The organism is Streptomyces plumbidurans, from assembly GCF_019857225.1.
GTDB lineage: Bacteria > Actinomycetota > Actinomycetes > Streptomycetales > Streptomycetaceae > Streptomyces > Streptomyces plumbidurans.
The window spans coordinates 19,113-39,568 of sequence record NZ_JAFJSY010000070.1 but is presented as its reverse complement, the minus strand read 5'-3'; the positions used below and the strand labels follow the sequence as shown (position 1 = coordinate 39,568).

Genomic DNA, 20,456 nt, shown 5'->3' with positions numbered 1-20,456 from the left:
ATCAGTTGAGCGACGGGTCGTCCGGGTACGTGGCCACCATCGCGAGCTCGTTGCGCTGCCGGCGCAGGACCTCGCGCCAGAGTCTTTCCGGCGACGGGGACGACACGTCGCCGGGCTCCGACTCCACCACGTACCACGCGCCCTCGACCAGCTCGTCCTCCAGCTGGCCGGGGCCCCAGCCGGCGTATCCGGCGAAGATCCGCAGCGAACCGAGGGCCGAGGCGAGCAGCTCCGGCGGTGCCTCCAGGTCGACCAGACCGATCGCGCCGTGCACTCTGCGCCAGCCCAGCGGCGCGCCGTCCGCGGCCGTCCCGCCGGGGATGACGGCGACCCCGAGGGCCGAGTCGAGGGAGACCGGGCCGCCCTGGAAGACGACACCCGGCTCACCGGCGAGGTCCGCCCAGCCCTCGAGGATGTCTCCGACGTCCACCGGGGTCGGACGATTGAGGACCACACCGAGCGAGCCCTCCTCGTCGTGGTCGAGAAGGAGCACCACCGCACGGTCGAAGTTCGGGTCCGCCAGGGCGGGCGTTGCCACGAGCAACCGCCCTGTGAGCGAGGACACCTCGGTCATGGCAGACATGATCCCGCATCTGGCCGCGGTGCGGGGAGGCAATGCGGGTAAGAAGGGCGATTGCAGCCATGAATTGGAGGAGCGGCCTGGTAAGGCCCCGTTTGAGGGCGGTGGTGGGAGACGGGCGGGCGGAATGGGGCATGCACGGCGCACAATGAGCATCGTGACCCCATGTGCCCGGCCAGGCGCGGTTCGTGTTGTGACGAAGCTATGACGTAGCTGGGTGCCACTTGGGCTTACAGAAGGGGGGTGGGCGGCGATTACCCTTTCCCTTCTGGCCCCTGCCCCACTCATCGGAACGCGAGATACATGACCGTCAACGACGATGTCCTGCTTGTCCACGGCGGAACTCCGCTGGAGGGCGAGATCCGTGTCCGCGGTGCGAAGAACCTCGTGCCGAAGGCAATGGTCGCCGCCCTGCTGGGCAGTGAACCGAGTCGACTGCGCAACGTTCCGGACATCCGTGACGTGCGAGTCGTACGCGGGCTGCTGCAGCTGCACGGGGTGACGGTCCGTCCGGGTGAGGAGCCGGGCGAGCTGGTGATGGACCCGTCCCATGTGGAGAGCGCGAACGTCGCTGACATCGATGCCCACGCGGGTTCGTCGCGCATCCCGATCCTCTTCTGCGGACCGCTGCTGCACCGCCTCGGGCACGCCTTCATCCCGGGCCTGGGCGGCTGCGACATCGGCGGCCGGCCCATCGACTTCCACTTCGAGGTGCTGCGGCAGTTCGGCGCGCGGATCGAGAAGCGGGCGGACGGGCAGTATCTGGAGGCGCCGCAGCGGCTGCGCGGCACGAAGATCCGGCTGCCGTACCCGTCCGTCGGCGCGACCGAGCAGGTGCTGCTGACGGCGGTCCTCGCCGAAGGGGTCACCGAACTCTCGAACGCGGCCGTGGAGCCCGAGATCGAGGACCTGATCTGCGTCCTGCAGAAGATGGGCGCCATCATCGCGATGGACACCGACCGCACGATCCGCGTCACGGGTGTGGACCGGCTCGGCGGCTACAACCACGGCGCGCTGCCGGACCGTCTGGAGGCCGCCTCCTGGGCGTCCGCCGCGCTCGCGACCGAGGGCGACATCTACGTCCGCGGGGCCCAGCAGCGCTCGATGATGACGTTCCTCAACACCTACCGGAAGGTGGGGGGCGCCTTCGAGATCGACGACCAGGGCATCCGGTTCTGGCACCCCGGCGGCCAGTTGAAGTCCATCGCGCTGGAGACGGATGTGCACCCGGGCTTCCAGACGGACTGGCAGCAGCCGCTGGTGGTCGCGCTCACGCAGGCGACGGGGCTGTCCATCGTCCACGAGACGGTCTACGAGTCCCGTCTCGGCTTCACCTCCGCCCTCAACCAGATGGGCGCTCACATCCAGCTGTACCGCGAGTGCCTGGGCGGCTCCGACTGCCGCTTCGGCCAGCGCAACTTCCTGCACTCCGCGGTGGTCTCCGGCCCCACCAAACTCCAGGGCGCCGACCTGATCATCCCCGACCTCCGCGGTGGCTTCTCCTACCTCATCGCCGCCCTCGCGGCCCAGGGCACCTCCAGGGTCCACGGCATCGACCTCATCAACCGGGGCTACGAGAACTTCATGGAGAAGCTCGTCGAGCTCGGAGCGAAGGTCGAACTCCCGGGCAAGGCCCTCGGGTAGGGCAGGAGTCGTACGAACGCCGGTGGGGCGGTAACCCGAGCTCGGGTTACCGCCCCACCGGCGTTGTGCGGAAGGCGCCCCTGAAGGGGCGCGGGGAACTGCGCGACCAGCCACGGACGCACCGTCGGCCAGGTACGGCCCGCAGTCGCCCGGCGCTCGAAGCGGAGCGCCTACTTGCCCTTGGCGGCTTCCTTGAGCTTGCTGCCCGCGGAGACCTTCACGCTGTAGCCGGCCGGGATCTGGATCGGGTCGCCGGTCTGCGGGTTGCGCGCGGTGCGAGCGGCACGGTGGGTGCGCTCGAAGGTCAGGAAGCCGGGGATGGTGACCTTCTCGTCACCCTTGGCGACGATCTCGCCGACGGTCTCGGCGAACGCGGCCAGAACGGCGTCGGCGTCCTTGCGGGTCACCTCGGCGCGGTCGGCCAGCGCGGCCACCAGCTCACTGCGGTTCATGTTGTTACTCCCGTGTTCTTCTTGCCGTTGAGGCGTGCCACGCGGCGGAGCCGCTTGTTGGGCACGGTGAAGCCGATGCTGCCAGGGCCCTCGGTGAGGCCCGGGCCCCGGGTCCGACGTCAGACCCTCGCGCCCAGAGACGCATCCTGCCCCCACCTGCGGCGCGAAAGCCAATCCGGCACCCGCAGGAGTCGCGAGAACACCCTTGGGAGTCACACGAAAAGAGGGCCTTGGCCTGGCCGACACGATAAACGTCCGCCAGAAGGGCCGGGTTCCACGACGCGCCGATGCAAGGCCTTGCCGTGGCGATCCTCACAGCCCTGGCACATCTACGACCCTGCCACGGCCTTCGCCGCGTCCCGCACCGCCCCGGCCACCGCGCCCGCGACCTTGTCGTTGAAGACGCTCGGGATGATGTAGTTCGGGTTCAGCTCGTCCTCGGTCACCACGTCCGCGAGAGCGGTCGCGGCGGCGAGCATCATGTCGGTGTTGACCGTACGGGACTGGGCGTCCAGCAGGCCACGGAAAACGCCCGGGAAGACCAGCACGTTGTTGATCTGGTTCGGGAAGTCGGAGCGGCCGGTGGCCACAACCGCCGCCGTCTGACGGGCGATTGCCGGATCCACCTCGGGATCGGGATTCGCGAGCGCGAACACGATCGCGCCGTCCGCCATGGCGGCGACGTCCTCGCCGTCGAGGACGTTGGGGGCCGAGACGCCGATGAAGACGTCCGCGCCGCGCACGGCCTCCTTGAGCGTGCCGGCCAGACCCTCGGGGTTGGTGTTGTCGGCGATCCAGCGCAGCGGCGAGTCGGCGGGGGCCTCGCGCAGGTCGTCCCGGCCGGCGTGCACGACGCCGTGGATGTCGGCGACGACCGCGTTCTTCACTCCCGCGGCGAGCAGCAGCTTGAGGATGGCCGTACCGGCGGCGCCCGCGCCGGACATGACGACCCGGATGTTCTCGATCGCCTTGCCCGTCACACGCAGGGCGTTCGTCAGGGCGGCGAGCACGACGATCGCGGTGCCGTGCTGGTCGTCGTGGAAGACGGGGATGTCGAGGGCCTCGCGCAGCCGGGCCTCGATCTCGAAGCAGCGGGGCGCGGAGATGTCCTCCAGGTTGATGCCCGCGAAGCCCGGGGCGATCGCCTTCACGATCTCGACGATCGCGTCGCTGTCCTGGGTGTCGAGGCAGATCGGCCAGGCGTCGATGCCGGCGAAGCGCTTGAAGAGGGCCGCCTTGCCCTCCATGACCGGCAGCGCGGCCTTCGGGCCGATGTTGCCCAGGCCCAGCACGGCCGATCCGTCCGTCACGACCGCAACGGAGTTGCGCTTGATGGTCAGGCGGCGGGCGTCCTCGGGGTTCTCGGCGATCGCCATGCAGACGCGGGCGACACCCGGGGTGTAGACCATGGACAGGTCGTCACGGTTGCGGATGGGGTGCTTGGACTGCATCTCGATCTTGCCGCCGAGGTGCATCAGGAACGTACGGTCGGAGACCTTGCCGAGGGTGACGCCCTCGATGCCGCGCAGCTGCTGGACGATCTCGTCGGCGTGGGCGGTGGAGCTGGCCGCGATGGTGACGTCGATACGGAGCTTCTCGTGGCCGGAAGCGGTCACGTCGAGGCCGGTCACCGAGCCTCCGTGGGACTCCACGGCGGTGGTGATCTGGGAGACCGCGGTGCCGCTCGCGGGCACCTCCAACCGGACCGTAATCGAGTAGGAGACGCTGGGCGCCGTTGCCATGGCCGACTTCCTCTGCTTTCACCGTGACGCTGGATATGCCGTCCGATCGTCGCACCTACTGTCGAGTAGGCGTTAGTCGCCCCCGATTGCGGACGTTTTGTTCACGGCACCTCGTCCACGGCAGAAAAAGTGGAGGCCCGCGCCACCGGGTGGTGACGCGGGCCTCCGACGTTCAAGTGGCACCGACCCGCCATGCTCGCCTCGCGGCAAGTGGTCGCTCGTAGCGACGAAGGTTGGGCCCGGGGGCTTGGATCGAGCCGGTGCCACGTCCAGGCTAACAAACAGATCCCGTAAGGCCATTCCCGTACCGGGACTTCATCCGCTTCTACTCCCTGTCTAGTCCCTGAGCAGGTCGGGCACTGCGTTCGCGTCCGGGTCGTCGCGGTCCGTCGAGACGATCGTCAGCTGCTGGGTGGCGCGGGTGAGGGCTACGTACAGAACGCGCAGGCCGGCCGGGGACTCGTCGGCGATCTCGGCGGGCGAGACGACGACCGTCGCGTCGTACTCCAGGCCCTTCGCCTCCAGGCTGCCGAGGGCGACCACCCGGTCGCCGAGTCCGGCGAGCCAGCGAGCCGCCTCCTCGCGGCGCTGCATGGCGACGACGACGCCGACGGTGCCGTCGACCAGGTCGAGGAGGCGGGCTGCCTCCTCCCGGACGGTGCGCGCGAGGGAGGTGCGTGCGCCATGGCCGCTCTCGGTCCGCACGAAGCGCGGCTCGACGCCGGTGGAGCGGACCGCCGTCGGGGCCTCGGCGCCCGGCATGGCCAGGGCGAGCACCTTGGCGGCCAGTTCGGCGATCTCGGCCGGGTTGCGGTAGTTCACCGTCAGCTGGAAGCGGCGGCGCGGGCGGGTGCCGAGGGCCTCGTCGCGGGCCTCGGCCGCCTCGTCGACGTCGGACCAGGAGGACTGGGCGGGGTCGCCGACGACCGTCCAGGTGGCGTGCCGGCCGCGGCGGCCGACCATGCGCCACTGCATCGGGGTGAGGTCCTGGGCCTCGTCGACGATCACATGGGCGTACTCGGTGCGCTCCTGGGCGAGGCGCTCCGCCCGCTCGCGCTGCGACTCCTCGCGGACCGGCATCAGCTCCTCCAGGCCGGTCAGCTGGTCGAGCGGGTCCAGCTCGCGCCGCTTCTTCGGGCGGGCCGGGGTGCCGACGACGGCCTGCAGCTCGTCGAGCATGGCGATGTCGTGCACGGAGTGGCCGTCCCGCGCGAGCGAGCGGGCGACCCTGCGGATCTCGCCGGGGTTGAGGATCCGACGGGCCCAGCGACCGAGCCTGCGTTCGTCCGCCATCGCCTCCAGCACGGCGGCGGGGGTCAGCTCCGGCCACCAGGCGTCCAGGAAGTCGGTGAAGACGTCCTCGGAGGTGATGTCGTCGTCGAAGGAGGAGCGCAGTTCGGCGGCGAGTTCCGGGTCGGTGTGGCGCGCGGCGGATCCCGACTGCTCCCACAGGGCGTCGAGGAGCAGCTTGCGGGCGCGCGGGCGCAGCAGGTTCACCGGCGCGGTGCCGCCGAGGGCGGTGCGGCGGATGCGGTCCAGCGCGTCCGCCTCCAGCTCCAGGCGGCGCCCGAAGGCGACCACGCGCAGCCGCTTCGGTGCGCCCTCCCGCTCCAGCGCCCCGCGCGCCGCCTTCCGCAGCACCTTGAGCATGCGGTACGAGCCCTTGGCGCGGGCGGTGGCCGGGGAGTCGTAGAGCGTGGCCTCGACGCCGTCGACGAGCGAGCCGATGGCGCGGATGGCGACCTGGCCCTCCTCGCCGAGGGAGGGCAGGACGCCCTCGGTGTAGGCGACCAGGAGCGGGGTCGGGGAGACGATGAGGATGCCGCCCGCGTAGCGGCGCCGGTCCTGGTAGAGCAGGTAGGCGGCGCGGTGCAGGGCGACGGCCGTCTTGCCGGTGCCGGGGCCGCCCTCGACGTAGGTGACGGAGGCGGCGGGGGCGCGGATGACCAGGTCCTGCTCGGCCTGGATGGAGGCGACGATGTCGCGCATGGTGTGGCCGCGGGCCTGGCCGAGCGCGGCCATCAGGGCGCCGTCGCCGATCACGGGCAGCTCGTGGCCGTCGAGGAAGGCCTTGAGTTCGGGGCGCATCAGGTCGTCCTCGACGCCGAGCACCCGGCGGCCCTTGGAGCGGATGACGCGGCGGCGCACGACCCGGCCGGGGTCGACGGGGGTGGAGCGGTAGAAGGGGGCGGCCGCGGGGGCCCGCCAGTCGATGACCAGCGGGGCGTACTCGGAGTCGAGGACTCCGATGCGGCCGATGTGCAGGGTCTCGGCGATGTCGGCGGTGCCGTCCTCGCGCACGGCACCCTCGGCGGGTTCCACGGCGGTGTACGCGCCGTCGGGTCCCTTCTTCCCGTCCTTGCCGGGCAGCAGGTCGATCCGGCCGAAGAGGAAGTCCTCGAACTCGTTGTTGAGGCGGTTGAGATGGATGCCGGCCCGGAAGACCTGGGCGTCCCGTTCGGCGAGCGCGCCGGGGGTGCCGACCTGGCCGCGCATGGCCGCGTCGTTCATCAGGAACTCGGCCTCGTGGATCTTCTCCTCGAGCCGCCGGTACACCCGGTCCAGATGTTCCTGTTCGACGCTGATCTCCCGGTCGCGACGTGAGTCGTGATCCGGACCGACCGCGGTTTCCTGCTGAGCCTGAGCGGCCACCGGGCCCCCTTCTGACGTGCTGGGCAGCCGTCAACCGTACGCGAAGGGGACCCGGCAAAGCTACGTAGGAGCCACTGGCTCTTGGCTACGCGTCGACCTGCACGAGCCTCTTGCCGTCGAAGGTCAGCACCTCGAAGTGGTCGATCTCGTTCGGCTGGAAGGCGGCGCCGCCCTGGGCGTACAGGGGCTGCTTGGCCTCCGGGACCTTGGCGTTGGGGATGCCGTAGCCCCACTTGGGGACCGACCAGGAGGACATCGTCTCGCGCTCGCCGTTCTTGCCGACGGCGATGAGCGAGCACTTCAGCGGGCCCTTGACGTTGCTGAGCTCCACCACGCCCCAGGTGCCCCAGTCCTTCTTCTCCATCGCGACGGTCGCCTTGACCTTGGTGGCGTTGTCGGTCGCCGTCACCTTGTCGGAGATGGTGCCGAAGGCCGCCTTGGCGCCGGCCGACAGCGGGGTCGCCTCGGTGCCCGAGTTGCCTCCGCCGTTCGCCGCCATGACCGCGAGCGGGCCGCCGATGATCAGTGCGGCCGCGGCCGCCACCATGTAGAAGCTCTTGCGGCGCTTGAGCGCCCGGCGTTCGGAGACCTCGTCGACGAGCTTCTCCGCGAGCCGTGGGCTGGGCCGTGCGGAGAGGGACTCGCCGATCGCGGGCGATCCGGTCTCCGGCAGGTCCGCGAGCGCGGCCAGCATCGGTTCCATCCCGGCCAGTTCGTCGAGCTGCTGGGCGCACCATTCACAGGTCGCGAGATGTGCCTCGAAGGCGGTGGCCTCGGCGTCGTCCAGGATGCCGAGGGCGTAGGCGCCGACCGTTTCGTGCTCGCTCGGGCCCGGAGATCCCATCATGGAGCCAGACATACCCGAACCACCTGTGCCGAATCCCTGGTTTCCCCCGTAAACACTCATCACGCCGTCACCCCCCGCTCCTCCAGTGCGAGCTTCATCGACCGCAGGGCGTAGAACACCCGTGAGCGCACCGTGCCACTGGGAATGCCCAGCGTCTCGGCCGCCTCATTGACCGTACGCCCCTTGAAATACGTCTCGACGAGCACCTCCCGGTGGGCCGGGGTCAGGTCGTCCAGCGCGTCCGACAGCGTCATCAACCACAGCGCCTTGTCGATCTCGTCCTCCGCGGGGATGACCTCCAGCGGCGACGGATCGACCTCCTGCGGCCGGGCCTGCCGGCTGCGGTGGCCGTCGATGACGATGCGGCGTGCGACCGTCACCAGCCAGGGGCGTACCGATCCAGTCGCTCGATTGAGCTGACCAGCGTTCTTCCAGGCACGGATTAGCGTCTCCTGAACCACGTCCTCGGCGCGTTGGCGATCTCCGGCCACGAGCCGGAGGACGTACGCAAGGAGAGGTCCGGCATGCTCTCGGTAGAGGGCACGCATCAGCTCCTCATCTGGTTCCGAGGGCTGGGACATGCGATGTCGGGCCCTCGATCCACGTTCATTGGCCACGACGGAATCCTTGCGCACGCCCACCTCCGATGTCCGGGGGTTCCCCCAGTCGGTCGCTCGCCCCCAGATACGGATGTGGTGCGGGTCATGTTCAAAGCGGGGTGACAGTTTCCTTCGGCGTGACGTGATGAGAGGGGACATGAAGGCACATTCCCACCGTACGATCTTTACATTTCCGCCACAGCGGCAAGATCGAGCCCGCTGCCCGTGTCACGGGTGAGGCAAACGGTGTGTAATCGAAATCACTTGAACCCCGGTTTTACGGAAGTGCCACAGAAGCGGCATACAGGACGTCAGGCGCGCGCCAGCGCCGCCCTCCGCCGGTGCCGCGCCACCCTCTCCCGGTTCCCGCAGACCTCACTGGAGCACCAGCGCCTCCTGCGTCCCCGGGACGAATCGACGTAGATGATCGGGCAGTTGTCCCCCTCGCACTGCCGCAGACCGGCCCGCGCGACCGGGTCGGTGAGCAGCTCCACGGCGTCCCGGGCGATCGCCCCGAGCAGCTGCGCGCACTCGGGCGGTGCGGCCAACTCCCGCACGAGCGAGCCGTCCTGGGCCCGTGCGGCGCGCGGGGCGGGGGGTGCGACGCGGGCGATCTCGTTCACCCGGGCGAGCGCGATGTCGTACGAGGGGCGGGGCTCGGCCGCGATCCTGCTGGCGACCAACTCCCCCACGTGTCCGCGCAGTTCGCGGAAGGCCACCAGCCAGGACGCGTCGGCGTGGGCCAGCGGTGTGCCGAGCGGCGCGAGGCCCGCCGCGGTGATCCAGGCACGCAGCACGTCCAGGGAGTCGAACCGTTCCTCCGGGTGGGTGGTCGCGAGGAGGTCCAGGCAGATCCGCCCGGCGTCGAACCGCAACTCGTAACCGACCGTGGCCGTACCCAGTGCCATGTGCCTGTCACCGCCTGGCTAGGGAACCCGAGAGGCTGGGGGAACCGATCCCTCCTACAGTGCCTGCCCGTTCGCGCGGCCGGAACCCCTCGTACCGGCGGCCCGTGGACGTCTGCTTATGCGGGCGCGCGTTTCGGCGATGGTCCGCCACGGCCGCCGTCCGTTGACTTGAGGGCATGACGACGCACAGCAGGAGCACGGGACACGTACTGGGTGCGGCCACGGTCGCCATGGGCCTGATCGCCGGGGTCTACTACATCTTCGCGTGCTGTGTGATGCCTGCCCTGGCCCGCAGCGACGATCGCGTCTACGTCGAGGTCATGAACGACATCAACGACGTGATCCAGAACCCGGTGTTCTTCCTCGGCTTCTTCGGCGCGCTGCTGCTGACAGGCGTGTCGGCATGGCAGCTGCGCGGGCAGCCCTGCCGGTGGTGGGTGTGGGCGGCCCTGGCCTCGTACGCCTTCGGCTTCGTGACCACGGTCGCCTTCAACATCCCGCTCAACGACGACCTGGCGGCCATGCCCGACCCGGCCGCCGCACGGGAGCACTTCGAGGACCCGTGGGTGGCGTGGAACGTGGTGCGGGCGGTCGCGTCGACGGTGGCGCTGGGATGTCTGGCACGGGCGCTCGTGCTCTACGGCCGTGCCACGCCCGGCACTTGGGAGCACCGGGCCGAAGCGGTCAGCCGCACCGGAGTGTGAGCCGCTCCGGGGTTGTGAGGCTCCGAGTGTGAGCCGTGCCCGCCGTCCGCTCAGTCGTCCGCGTACTTCGCGTCGGCCGCCGGGTCCAGTGCCAGCCGGTACCCCCGCTTCACCACGGTCTGGATCAGCTTCGGAGCGCCGAGTGCCGTACGCAGCCGGGCCATCGCGGTCTCCACCGCGTGCTCGTCGCGCCCCGCCCCCGGCAGGGCCCGCAGCAGCTCCGCCCGGGACACCACCCACCCGGGCCGCCGGGACAGGGCACGCAGCAGCGACATCCCGGCGGGCGGTACGGGCCTCAGCCGGCCGTCGACGATGACCGCCTGGCCGCGGATCTCCACCCGGTGCCCGGCGACGGGCAGGACGCGTGCCCGGCCCGGCAGTTCCTGGCACAGCAGCTGGACGAGCGGACCGAGCCGGAAGCGCTCGGGCTGGACCGTGTCGATGCCGCGGGCCTGCAGCGGCACCGCGGTGACCGGGCCGACACACGCCGGCAGCACGTCGTGGTGCAGGGCGGCGAGCAGCTCGGCCGTCAGCCCGCGCTCCTCGGCCCGGTCCAGCAGGGAGACGGCGGCGGGCGCGCTGGTGAAGGTGATCGCGTCCAGCCCCCGGGAGACGGCCGCGTCCAGCAGCCGGTCCACCGGACCAAGGTCCTCCGGCGGCATCCACCGGTACACCGGAACCCCGACGACCTCCGCTCCCCCGGCCCGCAGCGACTCCACGAACCCGGGCAGCGGCTCCCCGTGCAGCTGTACGGCCACCCGGCGTCCGTCGACCCCCTCCTCCAGCAGCCGGTCCAGCACCTCGGCCATCGACTCGCTCGACGGCGACCAGTCCTCCGTCAGCCCGGCGGCCCGGATCGCGCCCTTGACCTTGGGCCCGCGCGCGAGCAGCTCCCCGTGGCGCAGCCGGTCGAGCAGCTGCTCCCCGAGACCCCAGCCCTCGGCGGCCTCGACCCAGCCCCTGAACCCGATCGCGGTCGTCGCGACCACGACGTCCGGCGCCTGGTCGAGCAGGTCCTTCGTCGCCGCCAGCAGCTCGCTGTCGTCGGCGAGCGGCACGATGCGCAGGGCCGGTGCGTGCAGGACGGCGGCTCCCCGTCGCTGCAGCAGTGCGCCCAGCTCGTCGGCGCGGCGCGCGGCCGTCACGCCGACCGTGAAACCGGCCAGCGGGCCGTGGCCGGCGGCTACGGGGTGCTGCTGTTCGTCGGGTTGCTGCTGTTCCTCGTGCATGGCTCTCGTCCCGAAGAGTCGTCGTACATGCAGTACGGCGGTACTGCGTGCATGCCGATCGAGCCTGTCAACGCCCCGTGACAGGCTCGGTTCGGCGTGATGTCGCCGGTGTTACGTCACACCTCGGCATAGCTGAGCTGGGGCTTGGCCTCCGTGGCGGCCGTCGCGCCGCCCCGCGCGACCGGGCGGCGCAGGTATACGGCCCAGGTCACCCCGAAACAGACAGCGTAGTAGGCGAGGAAGGTGACGAAGGCGCCCGTGCCGGAGCCGTAGGAGAGGAACGACTGCCGGAAGGCCAGGTTGATGCCGACGCCGCCGAGCGCGCCGACCGCGCCGATCAGCCCCATGGAGGCGCCGGACAGGCGGCGTGCGTGGACGGCCGCCGCCTCGCCCTGAAGCCCCTTGGCGGCGGCCTTGGCCTGGAAGATGCCCGGGATCATCTTGAACGTGGAGCCGTTCCCGATGCCGGTCAGCGAGAACAGCACGACGAACGCAGCCACGAACAGGGGCAGCGACTTCTGCGTACTGGCGAGGACCAGCACCGCCGTCGCGGCCGCCATCGCGACGTAGTTCCAGAGCGTGATCCTCGCGCCGCCGAACCGGTCGGCGAGCCGCCCGCCCACGGGCCGGACCAGTGAGCCGAGCAGCGGGCCCATGAAGGTGAGATACGTGGCCTGCAGCGGCGTACGCCCGAACTGGGTCGTCAGCACCTGGCCGAACGCGAAGCTGTAGCCGATGAAGGAGCCGAACGTCCCGATGTAGAGGAAGGACATGATCCAGGTGTGCGCGTCCTTCGCGGCGTCCCTGGCGGCCCCGGTGTCGTTCTTCACGTTCTCGATGCTGTCCATGAAGAGCGCGGCGAGGACGGCGGCGACGACGATGAGCGGGATGTAGATCCCGAGCAGCACCCGCGGTCCGCCACTGGCGCCGATGACGGCGAGGGCCACCAACTGGATCGCCGCGACACCGAGGTTGCCGCCGCCGGCGTTCAGCCCGAGGGCCCAGCCCTTCTGCCGCAGCGGGAAGAAGGCGTTGATGTTGGTCATCGAGGAGGCGAAGTTGCCGCCGCCGATGCCGGCCAGCAGGCCGATCCACAGGAAGGTGGTGAAGGACGTCCCCGGCTTCATCACCGCGAACGCGGCGACCGTCGGGACGAGGAGCAGGCCCGCGGATACGACGGTCCAGTTCCGGCCGCCGAAGATCGCGACGGCGAAGGTGTAGGGGACGCGGACCACGGTGCCGACCAGGGTCACCAGGGACGTCAGCAGGAACTTGTCGGCCGGGGTCAGGCCGTACTCCGGGCCCATGAAGAGCACCAGTACGGACCACAGGGTCCAGATGGAGAATCCGATGTGCTCGGAGAGGACGGAGAACCAGAGATTGCGCTTGGCGATCCTCTCCCCGGTCTCCTTCCAGAAGGTCTCGTCCTCGGGATCCCACTGCTGGATCCAGCGGCCACCGGCTGTCATGACGCCTCCACGTGCTCCGGGGTGATGCAACCCGAAGGTAGGGAGACGGGGTTTCCGCGCTGTGGCACCGGGTGACCGCAAGGGAACGTTGCTCTCACCCCGCGCGGCGGCGGGATGAGAGGTAGCGGACCCTTGCGTTACGAACGGCTCTCAGCGCTGGGGCGACTGCCAGTTGGGGTTCTGCTGGGGGTCGGGCTGCTGCTGCGGGTACGGCTGCTGCGGGTAGGGCTGCTGCTGGTACGGCTGCTGGGGCGCGTACGGGCCGGGGGCCTGCGGCTGCTGCGGGGGCTGGCCGTACGCCGCCGGTGCCGGTGCCGGCTGGGCGTAGGGCTGGGGCGGCTGCTGCTGCGGATATCCGTACGGCTGCTGCGGGGGCTGCTGCGGCTGGGCGCCGTAGGGGCCGTTCGGCTGCGGGGCGCCGTAGGGGCCGTTCGCGAAGGGGTTGCCGCCGCCCGGCATCTGCATCCCGGGCATCTGCGTTCCCGGCATCTGCATGCCCGGCGGCAGGTACCGCACCCGGCCCGTCTCGTCCGTCATCGGCTGGAACCCGGCGGCCTGCAGCCGCCTCGCGAACTTGGCGTTGCGCTTGCGGTTCACCAGCAGACCGACGCCGACGAGCGCCATGAGGACCAGCCAGGAGATGCCCGCGATGACGAAGTCGACGGACTCGCCGCCCAGCCGGAACCCGGCGATCGCACAGGCCACGGTGACGCCGAGCGCCGCGTACCCCAACCGCTTCTCGCCGTTCTTGCCGGTGAGGTCGAACTGGATCCGGGCCTTGAGGAGTTCGAGGGCGTCCGGGACGAGGGGCGGAAGGGACTCCCCGTCGCTCGCGTTCGGATACTGCGCCCAGTTCTGCGCGGCCCGCGCCCGCGCCTGCGGACCGGGGTCGGGCACGATCAGCATCTTCAGCTGGTTGTTGCGCGAGCCGGTGTACCGGGCGTCCATGTACTCGTAGCCGAACTGCTGGGCCACGAAGGCGAGCCGCGACAGCTTCTTCACGGAAGCCATCGGACTGGTGAGCTCGACGGGCTCCCCGCCGGCCATCAACTGCAGCATCTTCTGAATCTGCCGCTTACTCATCGCTCCTGCTCCCCCGTGGGCACGCCGTTCACCTAAGCAACCGAGGCAGTCTGTCATGCACGCCGCCCCCCGGGGAATCGCGGCCGCGGCACTTGACGGGGGCTTGACCGACGTACGCAGCAGGAAGCCCGGCCAAGGGCGCGGCTATTCTCTGGCGGACCCGCACAGGAAAGGGAGGGTCCATGTCCGCCGAGTCGACGCCCGAGCGCTCGAAGGCGCAGCGCACCGCCGGCGGGAACGTCGTTTTCGCGCTGGGGGTGACGGTCGTTCTGGCGGCCGTGCTGATCGGCGCCTTCGCGGCGGTGGCGCTCCTCCTCGACGCCGCCGACGCGGCACCGCTGTCCTCGGTGATCCCCGGCGACGGGCGCAACGCCCTGGTGGTCGGGGGCATCGCGCTCGGCGGGGTCACCGGGCTGGTGGTGCCGGTGGTGCTGTTCGGCATGGTGAAGGGCACGGACAAGAACCCGCGGGTGGGCGTCGGCGCGGCCGGACGCAAGCTTCTCGCCCTGCTGGCCTTCGACGTCTACGTGCTGGTTCTCGCGGTGGTCGTGGCCCAGCTCGGGCGGCTCCTCCCCGCGCCGGCCACGACCCTCGCCGCCGTTTTCGCCGTCGGGTTCAGCTGGATGCCGGCGGCGATGATCCCCCCGGAGAGGCTCGGGCTGCCGGCGCGGCGGTCGAAGTGACCACGCCAGCCTGTCCATCACCCCTTTCGGCGCCCCCCGCGTTTCGCCCCGTTCGGCCACAGCCGTGGGCTTCGCTTTGCGGCGATGTCCTCGATCCAGCCGAAGGCGAGGATCGCGAGGGCGATGAGGGGCCAGACGAGGACGAACATCCAGAGCATGTAGGTGGAGTCGAGGGTCGAGGCCGCTCGGTCGCTCTCCATGAAGGGGAGGTTGTACGCCTGGTCGATGATCGGGACCGTGGCCATGATCAGCAGGTTGTGCCAGAGGTAGATGGTGACCGCGCGGTTGTTGGCGAGGGTCACCAGCTTGTCCCACTTGGCCAGCCGGCCCGGGAGTTCCTGCCAGGACGGTGAGTACTGCAGCAGGATCACCACGAAGCCGAAGGACCAGGTCGCCTGGGCCAGCGGGATGTCGTTGAGGTCCCAGCCGTCCGGGCCCAGATGCCCCGAGGCCCACCACAGCCCGAACGCCATCACGAACACCGAGCAGGAGACGGCGACATAGCGCGGGACCCGCTTGAGCACCCCCTCGTGGTGGGCGAAGCCCAGCACCCAGCAGCCGCCGTAGACCGTGAAGTCGGTGACCGCGTTGCCGGTCTCGCCCGGGATGGTCACCAGGCCCGTGCCGACGATCGCCGTCAGGCCCAGCGGGGCCAGCAGCGTCGCCCACGGGACCCGACGGAACGCCCACAGCAGCAACGGGGAGGCGACCACGAACCAGAGGTACGCCCGCAGGTACCACAGCGGTCCGGCCGCCTGGTCGGCCCAGTCGGCGTCCAGCAGGCCACCGGCGTGGCCGAGGTGCCAGGGGTAGGGCGGGGCGCCGATCGGGACGATGTAGTCGAACAGTTCGACGATGCCCCAAGTGCCGCCGTTGTCCGGGTCCTTCGCCGGATTCCAGCCCTGCGCGAACATCATCGCCAGCACCACCGCGCTGAACGCCCACAGGGGCGGCAGCAGCCTGCGCACCCTCCCCCGGATCACGCTCATCGTCGGACGGTTGAGCGACCGTGCCATCAGCGAGCCCGCCAGCGCGAACATCACGCCCATGGACGGGAACAGGACCGACAGCCAGGCCCAGCCGAACAGGTGGTACACCACCACACGGACCAGCGCGATCGAGCGCAGCAGGTCCAGATAGCGGTCACGGCCCGGCTTCTTCGGGGCCGGGGCCGGCGCCTGAGAAGAGGAAGGGACCGTTTGCGGCTGGAGCGGGCGTTGTTGCGGGATGCCGTACGACGGTGTCGACTCCGGGCTTCCGGTCGTGTATCCGTGGGTCATGCCACGGGCCTCCGATCACTGCTGCGCGTCCGATGGCTCGGCACCGGGCCGCCGGGCGCCTCGACGACACCCGTGCGCCGCAGCTTCTGCCAGCGCAAGCGGCCGCCGGTGAGCGCCGTGATCCAGGACTGGAGCAGCACGACGTACATGAGCTGGCGGTAGAGGATCTGCTGCAGCGGCAGCGAGATCAGATGGGTCATGCGTTCGCGGTCCAGCCGGAAGGCGTACGCCGCGCAGACCGCCTGCACGGCCAGGACGCCGAGCCAGGCCACGATCGTCTTCTGCGTGGGGCCGAAGACGACGCCGTACAGCAGGAAGATGTCGATCAGCGGGGCCAGCAGCGGGGCCACCACCATGAACAGCGCGACCATGGGCAGGCCGACCCGGCCGAAGCGGCCCGAGGGGCCCTTCTCCACGATCGCCCGGCGGTGCTTCCAGATCGCCTGCATGGTGCCGTACGACCAGCGGTAGCGCTGCGACCACAGCTGCTGGACCGTCTCGGGCGCCTCCGTCCAGGCCCGCGCCTTCTCGGCGTAGACCACGCGCCAGCCGTCGCGGTGCATGGCCATCGTGATGTCGGTGTCCTCGGCGAGCGTGTCGTCGCTCATGCCGCCGACCCGCTCCAGCGCCGAGCGCCTGAAGGCGCCGACCGCCCCCGGGATCGTCGGCATGCAGCGCATGATGTCGTACATCCGGCGGTCGAGGTTGAAGCCCATCACGTACTCGATGTGCTGCCAGGCGCCGATCAGCGAATCCCGGTTGCCGACCTTGGCGTTGCCCGCCACCGCGCCCACCTTCGGGTCGCCGAAGGGCTGCACCAGCTCACGCACGGTGGCCGGTTCGAAGACCGTGTCGCCGTCCATCATCACGATGATGTCGTGACGGGCGTTGGCCAGGCCCCGGTTGAGCGCGGCGGGCTTGCCCGCGTTCAGCTGGCGCACGACCCGTACGTTCGGCAGGCCCATCGCCTCCACGATCCGTGCCGTGCCGTCGCTCGACCCGTCGTCGATGACGAGCACCTCGATGGGGTGCTCGCTCGCCATCAGTGAACGGACCGTGTTCTCGATGCACTTGGCCTCGTTGTACGCGGGCACCAGCACCGACACCGGTTCGGTGACCGGCGGTCCCCAGCGGAAGCCTTTGCGGCGCACCCGGCGCGCGTGGATTCCCGACAGCAGCAGCATCAGCACGAAGCGGCCGATGACCGTGGAGCCGACGACCGCCAGGGCGACGACCATCGCTCCGGTGATGTCGTCCGAGGCCTGGACCAGGAAGATCCACGCCTTGCCCTTCCACAGGTTGACGCCGGTGACCTTGGTCAGGGCGCTCGGGGCGTCGAGCGCCTCGGTGAGGTTGTCGAACTGGTATCCCTTGCGCTGCATCTCGGGCAGGAACTTGTCGAGCGCCTGGACGGTCTGGTGACGGTCGCCGCCGGAGTCGTGCATCAGCACGACGGCGCCCTTGCCGCCGTGCGGGGTGGCGTTCTTGATGATCTTGTCGACGCCGGGCTTCTGCCAGTCCTCGCTGTCGGTGTTGTTGACGACGGTGAGATAGCCCTTGGTGCCGATGTACTGCGTCACCGGCCAGGACTTGTTGTCCATGGCGTCGGCGAAGGAGGAGTACGGCGGCCGGAAGATCGAGCTGCGGATGCCGGCCGCGCCCGCGAGCGCCAGCTGGTTCTGGGACAGCTCCCAGTCGATACGGCTCTTGGACTGGTAGGAGAGGTCGGGGTGGTCGAAGGTGTGCAGGCCCACCTCGTTGCCCTCGTCGACGATGCGCTTGACCAGGTCCGGGTGCTGCGAGGTCATCGTGCCGGTGACGAAGAAGACCGCGTGCGCGTGGTGCTTCTTGAGCACGTCCAGGACCTTGGGGGTCCAGGTCGGGTCGGGTCCGTCGTCGAAGGTGAGGACGATGTGGTGGTCGGGCACCTTCAGGCTGGTGGTGCGACCGCTGCGGGTGTCGATGACGGGGCCGCCGTCCAGGATCTTCTCGGGGACCTTGTCGGTGGCGGCCTCGGGCTGGACGCGGTGGTCGGCGAGGATCTCGCTGTGCACGTACCCGCGCAGCATCAGCATCGCCACCAGCGCCACGAGAAGGAGCATCGGCAGCAGCAGGCGCATGGGCAGGCGGCGGCGCTGGGAGCCGCCACGGGCCGGTGTCGCGGGCCCGTGACGGCGGGTGCGGGATGCCATCAGAGGTGGTTCTCCGGGGACGGTACGGGCGAGGCGACGGGCGGGCCCGATTCCTCGGCGACGGGCGAGGGGCTGGCGGGGCCGTCGGCGACGGCCCCGGGAGCGGGTGCCGTGCCGCTGCTCGTCGGCTCGGTGGGCGCGACGGAGCTCTCGCTCGGCGTCGGGTCGGGCGAGGCGGGCGTCGTGGGTCCGACCGAGGTCGTCGGCTTCGGGTTGCCCACGCCGGGCCCCGGGTTCGACCGGGTCTTGGTCGGCGTCGGGTTGGGGCCGGCGGACTTGCCCGGGGCAGCGGGGTCGGCCGAAGCGGCGGCGGACGCACCGCTCTTGTGCGCCGAGGGCGTCGAGCCGTCACTGGCCGTCGGCAACGACCCGGCCGGAGCGTCGCCGGCGCCGGTGCCGGAGGGCAGGGCGGAGTGGGCGGGCCGCGAGGTCGGGTCGACCTGACTGGCCGGCTTGTCGTTCTTCTGGCCCGGTACGGGCAGCCAGGGCGCGTCCGAACTGCCGGAGAGCAGCGTGACGACGATGACGACGGCGTAGACCGCGCACGCGATGCCGACGGCGATGCCCAGGCGGCGGAAGCGCCGGCTGCGGCGGCCCGACTCGTCGACGAACACCGGTCCGTCGGAGCTGTCCGAGCCGCCGCCCGGCGCGCCCTCGGCCGCGTGCAGACGGGTGTCCTGCGCGCTCACGGAGTCGAGCTGGACGGTCACCTCGTACGGGTCGTGGGCCTGAGCGCTCTCACCGGCCGGCTCCCACGGGTCGCGCAGATCGAAGCTGCGGTCGTGCTCGGACACGGGTCCGGGACCACCGCTCAGTATCTGGGTGCCGTCGCCCGGCCGACCTATCGCGTCGTTCGGCTGACGTATCCCGTCACCGGGCCGACGTATCGCGTCGTTCGGCTGACGTATCGCGTCGCTCGACCGGTGTCTCCCGTCGCTCGGCAGCCGGGTGTTGTCGAGGCCGGCGAAGTCCCCACGAGAGACTCCGTCGGCTCCGGTTCTGCCGGTGTCCGGAAAGGACTGGGTGGCTGCCCGCCCTCTGACGTCCCCCGTTGTCGCGATGAGCTGGGTGTCCGATGGAGCTTCGGGCCACTCCGGTTGGGCGTCTTTTCGCCACTTTTTCACGTGCACGCACATCCCCCCAGGGACAGTTCCGGGTGCGCGTACGACTCGAGCACTCGTCGGCCGAACCCAGCCCCCACCGGGTTCGAGCGCCCCCCTTTATCACAACGTGCTCGGGGGACGAATGTAGCGCATGAGGAGGTTATGTGTTGGCCACGTGTCAGTAGATGGACCGAACGTGTGTTTCGTCGGTGGCTGGAATCCATCCCTTGGCGGGTCTCCGGAGCCACCCTTCCTCGGCCGACAGCTCGCGTGCGGCCCGTCGAAGCGCGTCGAATCCCGGGTGCATCAGCCCCTTCCGCCACACAAGGGACACCGGGGACAAAGGCACAGGCTCGACCAGGGGCCGCAGAACCGTTTCGGGCATGGCCGGAAAGCTCACCACGGCGAGGATCGGGTACCGCAGCTTGGCCATGATCCGCCCGAACTCCTCGTCCCCGACGGCCAGCGGCACAGGTGACGCGATTTCGATGTCATGTCCATCAAAAAGGCGGCGGGCCAGATCGGTCCACTCCGCCGTCCGCGGATTCCCGGCCCCCGCGTACACCGTCTCCCCCGCGAGCGCGGCGAGCGGCACCGCCTCCAGAGACGCGAGCCGGTGGTCCTCGGGCAGCACCAACGCCATCGGCTCGTACCGCACGAGCTGGTGCTCGAGCCCGGCCCGCAACGAGGCGTCCAGTCCCGCGAACCGCCCGAAGGACGCGTCGAGACGCCCGGCGAGCAGCTCGGCCGCCGCTCCCGTCAGGCCGCTCTCGTAGCGGGCCATCAGCTCGTGCCCGGGGGCGAGTTCGCGGGCCCGGTGCAGGACGCGGCGCGCTGTGTCCTGGTCCGGGAAGTTGAGGTCGACCAGCAGCGGCCTGGCCTCGCCGAAGGCGGTGAGCAGCTCGTCCTGGGCGCGCAGCACCCGGCGCGCGTACGGCAGCAGCCGCTCACCGTCGGCGCTCAGCGCCACCTGCCGAGTGGAGCGCACGAACAGTTCGGCGCCGAGCTCCCGCTCCAGCCGCCGCACGTCCCGGCTCAGCGCCTGCTGCGCGACGTAGAGCCTGGCGGCGGCCCGCGTGAAGTGCAGCTCCTCGGCGACGGTGACGAAGGCCCGCAACAGGCGCGGGTCGAGATGACGGGGCGCGGACATCCGGCGAACTTACAACACAGGTGCGTCAATCGGCCCACGAAAGGTGTTGGACGCCGTGATCGGCACCGGGCGACGGTGATGCTCATGCCGCAACCGACACCGCACCGAGCCCCGCAGCCGACCACCCACCGACTCCCGC

At 70.4% G+C, this 20,456-nt stretch carries 17 protein-coding genes; 3 read left to right on the top strand and 14 right to left on the bottom strand.

What is annotated here, in order from left to right:
- Position 1 precedes the first annotated feature (1 nt).
- Positions 2–574 (bottom strand): YqgE/AlgH family protein, encoded by a 573-nt coding sequence (locus JYK17_RS31920; RefSeq protein WP_128802085.1) that lies wholly within the window; start codon positions 572–574, stop codon positions 2–4.
- A 309-nt stretch (positions 575–883) separates the two neighbouring features.
- On the opposite strand from JYK17_RS31920, the gene murA reads away from it, so the two are divergent.
- A complete protein-coding gene (gene murA, locus JYK17_RS31915; RefSeq protein WP_128802086.1) occupies positions 884–2,224 on the top strand; it encodes a UDP-N-acetylglucosamine 1-carboxyvinyltransferase in 1,341 nt (446 codons plus the stop codon).
- 170 nt (positions 2,225–2,394) lie between these two features.
- On the opposite strand, the gene JYK17_RS31910 is transcribed toward murA, so the two are convergent.
- The 6 genes from JYK17_RS31910 to JYK17_RS31885 form a co-directional block, all read right to left on the bottom strand.
- Positions 2,395–2,676, bottom strand: a complete 282-nt coding sequence (locus tag JYK17_RS31910; protein WP_007382399.1) for an HU family DNA-binding protein — start codon at positions 2,674–2,676, stop codon at positions 2,395–2,397.
- Between the two features lie 329 nt (positions 2,677–3,005).
- On the bottom strand, positions 3,006–4,418 hold the full coding sequence (locus tag JYK17_RS31905) for an NAD-dependent malic enzyme (RefSeq protein ID WP_108013788.1): 1,413 nt from the start codon (positions 4,416–4,418) through the stop codon (positions 3,006–3,008).
- Positions 4,419–4,754: 336 nt separating this feature from the next.
- Positions 4,755–7,070, bottom strand: coding sequence for a HelD family protein (locus JYK17_RS31900; protein ID WP_108013787.1), 2,316 nt, complete (start codon positions 7,068–7,070; stop codon positions 4,755–4,757).
- An 85-nt stretch (positions 7,071–7,155) separates the two neighbouring features.
- The gene (locus tag JYK17_RS31895) at positions 7,156–7,977 is read right to left on the bottom strand and encodes an anti-sigma factor family protein (RefSeq protein WP_372465344.1); all 822 of its coding nucleotides are present in this window, start codon (positions 7,975–7,977) and stop codon (positions 7,156–7,158) included.
- Positions 7,977–8,498 (bottom strand): sigma-70 family RNA polymerase sigma factor, encoded by a 522-nt coding sequence (locus JYK17_RS31890; protein WP_010039908.1) that lies wholly within the window; start codon positions 8,496–8,498, stop codon positions 7,977–7,979. Before JYK17_RS31890 ends, JYK17_RS31895 begins: the two co-directional genes overlap by 1 nt.
- A 329-nt stretch (positions 8,499–8,827) precedes the next feature.
- Entirely contained in the window at positions 8,828–9,424 is a 597-nt protein-coding gene (locus JYK17_RS31885; protein WP_128802088.1) for a CGNR zinc finger domain-containing protein, read from the bottom strand.
- 176 nt (positions 9,425–9,600) lie between these two features.
- On the opposite strand from JYK17_RS31885, the gene JYK17_RS31880 reads away from it, so the two are divergent.
- Positions 9,601–10,128, top strand: a complete 528-nt coding sequence (locus JYK17_RS31880; protein WP_222811727.1) for an anthrone oxygenase family protein — start codon at positions 9,601–9,603, stop codon at positions 10,126–10,128.
- 50 nt (positions 10,129–10,178) lie between these two features.
- Here the strand turns inward: JYK17_RS31880 and JYK17_RS31875 are convergent, their stop codons facing one another.
- From JYK17_RS31875 to JYK17_RS31865, 3 genes are all read right to left on the bottom strand, one after another.
- Positions 10,179–11,357, bottom strand: a complete 1,179-nt coding sequence (locus JYK17_RS31875) for a uroporphyrinogen-III synthase (RefSeq protein ID WP_108013783.1) — start codon at positions 11,355–11,357, stop codon at positions 10,179–10,181.
- A 116-nt stretch (positions 11,358–11,473) separates the two neighbouring features.
- Positions 11,474–12,826 carry a nitrate/nitrite transporter gene (locus JYK17_RS31870; RefSeq protein ID WP_222811726.1) on the bottom strand — a complete coding sequence of 451 codons (1,353 nt, stop codon included), beginning with the start codon at positions 12,824–12,826 and terminating at the stop codon, positions 11,474–11,476.
- Between the two features lie 150 nt (positions 12,827–12,976).
- On the bottom strand, positions 12,977–13,909 hold the full coding sequence (locus JYK17_RS31865; RefSeq protein WP_108013781.1) for a hypothetical protein: 933 nt from the start codon (positions 13,907–13,909) through the stop codon (positions 12,977–12,979).
- Positions 13,910–14,091: 182 nt separating this feature from the next.
- On the opposite strand from JYK17_RS31865, the gene JYK17_RS31860 reads away from it, so the two are divergent.
- Positions 14,092–14,592, top strand: a complete 501-nt coding sequence (locus JYK17_RS31860; RefSeq protein WP_128802090.1) for a hypothetical protein — start codon at positions 14,092–14,094, stop codon at positions 14,590–14,592.
- A gap of 17 nt (positions 14,593–14,609) precedes the next feature.
- Here JYK17_RS31860 and JYK17_RS31855 read toward each other — a convergent pair whose 3' ends face one another.
- The 4 genes from JYK17_RS31855 to JYK17_RS31840 all read right to left on the bottom strand — a co-directional run bounded on the left by JYK17_RS31855 (position 14,610) and on the right by JYK17_RS31840 (position 20,317).
- Positions 14,610–15,872, bottom strand: coding sequence for an acyltransferase family protein (locus JYK17_RS31855; protein WP_222811725.1), 1,263 nt, complete (start codon positions 15,870–15,872; stop codon positions 14,610–14,612).
- Positions 15,869–18,064 carry a bifunctional polysaccharide deacetylase/glycosyltransferase family 2 protein gene (locus JYK17_RS31850; RefSeq protein WP_128802091.1) on the bottom strand — a complete coding sequence of 732 codons (2,196 nt, stop codon included), beginning with the start codon at positions 18,062–18,064 and terminating at the stop codon, positions 15,869–15,871. The genes JYK17_RS31855 and JYK17_RS31850 overlap by 4 nt, the downstream gene beginning before the upstream one ends.
- Positions 18,064–18,858 (bottom strand): hypothetical protein, encoded by a 795-nt coding sequence (locus JYK17_RS31845; protein WP_164932176.1) that lies wholly within the window; start codon positions 18,856–18,858, stop codon positions 18,064–18,066. Before JYK17_RS31845 ends, JYK17_RS31850 begins: the two co-directional genes overlap by 1 nt.
- Positions 18,859–19,345: 487 nt before the next feature.
- Positions 19,346–20,317: a LysR family transcriptional regulator gene (locus JYK17_RS31840; RefSeq protein WP_128802092.1), complete on the bottom strand. Its 972-nt coding sequence runs from the start codon at positions 20,315–20,317 to the stop codon at positions 19,346–19,348.
- Between the last annotated feature and the right edge of the window lie 139 nt (positions 20,318–20,456).

Bases quoted from the DNA above. Each gene is read 5' to 3' on its own strand.
- JYK17_RS31910 (WP_007382399.1), bottom strand. From the start codon at position 2,676: ATGAACCGCAGTGAGCTGGTGGCCGCGCTGGCCGACCGCGCCGAGGTG.
- JYK17_RS31860 (WP_128802090.1), top strand. From the start codon at position 14,092: ATGTCCGCCGAGTCGACGCCCGAGCGCTCGAAGGCGCAGCGCACCGCC.
- JYK17_RS31880 (WP_222811727.1), top strand. From the start codon at position 9,601: ATGACGACGCACAGCAGGAGCACGGGACACGTACTGGGTGCGGCCACG.
- JYK17_RS31855 (WP_222811725.1), bottom strand. From the start codon at position 15,872: ATGACCCACGGATACACGACCGGAAGCCCGGAGTCGACACCGTCGTAC.
- JYK17_RS31850 (WP_128802091.1), bottom strand. From the start codon at position 18,064: ATGGCATCCCGCACCCGCCGTCACGGGCCCGCGACACCGGCCCGTGGC.
- JYK17_RS31905 (WP_108013788.1), bottom strand. From the start codon at position 4,418: ATGGCAACGGCGCCCAGCGTCTCCTACTCGATTACGGTCCGGTTGGAG.
- JYK17_RS31920 (WP_128802085.1), bottom strand. From the start codon at position 574: ATGACCGAGGTGTCCTCGCTCACAGGGCGGTTGCTCGTGGCAACGCCC.
- JYK17_RS31890 (WP_010039908.1), bottom strand. From the start codon at position 8,498: ATGTCCCAGCCCTCGGAACCAGATGAGGAGCTGATGCGTGCCCTCTAC.
- JYK17_RS31840 (WP_128802092.1), bottom strand. From the start codon at position 20,317: ATGTCCGCGCCCCGTCATCTCGACCCGCGCCTGTTGCGGGCCTTCGTC.
- JYK17_RS31875 (WP_108013783.1), bottom strand. From the start codon at position 11,357: ATGCACGAGGAACAGCAGCAACCCGACGAACAGCAGCACCCCGTAGCC.
- murA (WP_128802086.1), top strand. From the start codon at position 884: ATGACCGTCAACGACGATGTCCTGCTTGTCCACGGCGGAACTCCGCTG.
- JYK17_RS31885 (WP_128802088.1), bottom strand. From the start codon at position 9,424: ATGGCACTGGGTACGGCCACGGTCGGTTACGAGTTGCGGTTCGACGCC.
- JYK17_RS31870 (WP_222811726.1), bottom strand. From the start codon at position 12,826: ATGACAGCCGGTGGCCGCTGGATCCAGCAGTGGGATCCCGAGGACGAG.
- JYK17_RS31865 (WP_108013781.1), bottom strand. From the start codon at position 13,909: ATGAGTAAGCGGCAGATTCAGAAGATGCTGCAGTTGATGGCCGGCGGG.
- JYK17_RS31895 (WP_372465344.1), bottom strand. From the start codon at position 7,977: ATGAGTGTTTACGGGGGAAACCAGGGATTCGGCACAGGTGGTTCGGGT.